Origin of the sequence: Photorhabdus tasmaniensis (assembly GCF_011189505.1) — a bacterium.
Lineage (GTDB): Bacteria > Pseudomonadota > Gammaproteobacteria > Enterobacterales > Enterobacteriaceae > Photorhabdus > Photorhabdus tasmaniensis.
The window spans coordinates 1,991-5,195 of sequence record NZ_PUJU01000101.1; the positions used below are offsets into that span (position 1 = coordinate 1,991).

At 54.1% G+C, this 3,205-nt stretch carries 2 rRNA genes; both read left to right on the forward strand.

Features of this window, described 5'->3' with window-relative positions:
• The first annotated feature begins 43 nt into the window (after window positions 1-43).
• Window positions 44-2,958, forward strand: a 23S ribosomal RNA gene (locus C5471_RS22540).
• A gap of 125 nt (window positions 2,959-3,083) precedes the next feature.
• A 5S ribosomal RNA gene (gene rrf, locus C5471_RS22545) occupies window positions 3,084-3,199 on the forward strand.
• The last annotated feature ends 6 nt before the right edge of the window (window positions 3,200-3,205 follow it).

Consider the following 3,205-nt stretch of genomic DNA (forward strand, 5'->3'; position numbering starts at 1 on the left):
GGTCTCTCAACATTTTGCACCCCGAGACAGTTTCGGGTTGTGAGGTTAAGCGACTAAGCGTACACGGTGGATGCCTAGGCAGTCAGAGGCGATGAAGGACGTGCTAATCTGCGAAAAGCGTCGGTAAGCTGATATGAAGCGTTACAGCCGGCGATGTCCGAATGGGGAAACCCGGTGCAATTCGTTGCATCATCGTTTGATGAATTCATAGTCAAACGAAGCGAACCGGGGGAACTGAAACATCTCAGTACCCCGAGGAAAAGAAATCAACCGAGATTCCCCCAGTAGCGGCGAGCGAACGGGGAGCAGCCCAGAGTCTGAATCAGTTTGTGTGTTAGTGGAAGCGTCTGGAAAGGCGCACAGTAAAGGGTGACAGTCCCGTACACCAAAATGCACAAAGTGTGAACTCAACGAGTAGGGCGGGACACGTGGTATCCTGTCTGAACATGGGGGGACCATCCTCCAAGGCTAAATACTCCTGACTGACCGATAGTGAACCAGTACCGTGAGGGAAAGGCGAAAAGAACCCCGGCGAGGGGAGTGAAAAAGAACCTGAAACCGTGTACGTACAAGCAGTGGGAGCTTCTGTGCAAACAGGGGTGACTGCGTACCTTTTGTATAATGGGTCAGCGACTTATATTCTGTAGCAAGGTTAACCGTTTAGGGGAGCCGCAGGGAAACCGAGTCTTAACTGGGCGCATGAGTTGCAGGGTATAGACCCGAAACCCGGTGATCTAGCCATGGGCAGGTTGAAGGTTGGGTAACACTAACTGGAGGACCGAACCGACTAATGTTGAAAAATTAGCGGATGACTTGTGGCTGGGGGTGAAAGGCCAATCAAACCGGGAGATAGCTGGTTCTCCCCGAAAGCTATTTAGGTAGCGCCTCGTGCATTCATCTTCGGGGGTAGAGCACTGTTTCGGCTAGGGGGCCATCCCGGCTTACCAACCCGATGCAAACTGCGAATACCGAAGAATGGTATCACGGGAGACACACGGCGGGTGCTAACGTCCGTCGTGAAGAGGGAAACAACCCAGACCGCCAGCTAAGGTCCCAAAGTCATGGTTAAGTGGGAAACGAGGTGGGAAGGCTCAGACAGCCAGGATGTTGGCTTAGAAGCAGCCATCATTTAAAGAAAGCGTAATAGCTCACTGGTCGAGTCGGCCTGCGCGGAAGATGTAACGGGGCTAAACCATGCACCGAAGCTGCGGCAGCGACATTGCGATGTCGTTGGGTAGGGGAGCGTTCTGTAAGCCGGTGAAGGTGGCGCTGTGAGGCCCGCTGGAGGTATCAGAAGTGCGAATGCTGACATAAGTAACGATAAAGCGGGTGAAAAACCCGCTCGCCGGAAGACCAAGGGTTCCTGTCCAACGTTAATCGGGGCAGGGTGAGTCGACCCCTAAGGCGAGGCTGAAAAGCGTAGTCGATGGGAAACAGGTTAATATTCCTGTACTGAATGTGACTGCGAAGGGGGGACGGAGAAGGCTAGGCCATCCGGGCGACGGTCGTCCCGGTTTAAGCGTGCAGGTGGGCAGAACAGGCAAATCCGTTCTGCTGTCAACACTGAGGCGTGATGACGAACCGCTACGGCGGTGAAGTGGTTGATGCCCGGCTTCCAGGAAAAGCCTCTAAGCATCAGGTCATATTGAATCGTACCCCAAACCGACACAGGTGGTCAGGTAGAGAATACTCAGGCGCTTGAGAGAACTCGGGTGAAGGAACTAGGCAAAATGGTGCCGTAACTTCGGGAGAAGGCACGCTGGCAGCAGGTGAAGGACCTTGCGTCCGGAGCCGAAGCCAGTCGCAGAGACCAGCTGGCTGCAACTGTTTATTAAAAACACAGCACTGTGCAAACACGAAAGTGGACGTATACGGTGTGACGCCTGCCCGGTGCTGGAAGGTTAATTGATGGGGTTAGCGCGTAAGTGCGACGCTCTTGATCGAAGCCCCAGTAAACGGCGGCCGTAACTATAACGGTCCTAAGGTAGCGAAATTCCTTGTCGGGTAAGTTCCGACCTGCACGAATGGCGTAATGATGGCCAGGCTGTCTCCACCCGAGACTCAGTGAAATTGAACTCGCTGTGAAGATGCAGTGTACCCGCGGCAAGACGGAAAGACCCCGTGAACCTTTACTATAGCTTGACACTGAACCTGGAACCTTGATGTGTAGGATAGGTGGGAGGCAAAGAAGTGTGGACGCCAGTCTGCACGGAGCCATCCTTGAAATACCACCCTTGAAGGTTCGATGTTCTCACCCGGGTGCGTTACCCGCATCGGGGACAGTGTCTGGTGGGTAGTTTGACTGGGGCGGTCTCCTCCCAAAGCGTAACGGAGGAGCACGAAGGTTGGCTAATCACGGTCGGACATCGTGAGGTTAGTGCAAAGGCATAAGCCAGCTTGACTGCGAGAGTGACAGCTCGAGCAGGTACGAAAGTAGGTCTTAGTGATCCGGTGGTTCTGTATGGAAGGGCCATCGCTCAACGGATAAAAGGTACTCCGGGGATAACAGGCTGATACCGCCCAAGAGTTCATATCGACGGCGGTGTTTGGCACCTCGATGTCGGCTCATCACATCCTGGGGCTGAAGTCGGTCCCAAGGGTATGGCTGTTCGCCATTTAAAGTGGTACGCGAGCTGGGTTTAGAACGTCGTGAGACAGTTCGGTCCCTATCTGCCGTGGGCGTAGGAAGATTGAAAGGGGCTGCTCCTAGTACGAGAGGACCGGAGTGGACGCACCGCTGGTGTACGGGTTGTCATGCCAATGGCATCGCCCGGTAGCTAAGTGCGGAAGAGATAACCGCTGAAAGCATCTAAGCGGGAAACTTGCCTTGAGATGAGTCTTCCCTTGACTTTAAGGTCACGGAAGGAACGTTTAAGACGAAGACGTGGATAGGCTGGGTGTGTAAGTGCAGCGATGCATTGAGCTGACCAGTACTAATGAACCGAGCGGCTTAACCTTACAACACCGAAGGTGTTTTGGGGCGAGAGAAGAGAGAATTTTTAGCTTGTTCGAGAGATTGGTTCGGATGGTGGTGCGGCCCGGAGAAACGGAGCCGACATGACGGTCGGAATAAAACGAATATGCCTGGCGGCGATAGCGCGGTGGTCCCACCTGACCCCATGCCGAACTCAGCAGTGAAACGCCGTAGCGCCGATGGTAGTGTGGGGTCTCCCCATGTGAGAGTAGGGAACTGCCAGGCTTTAAT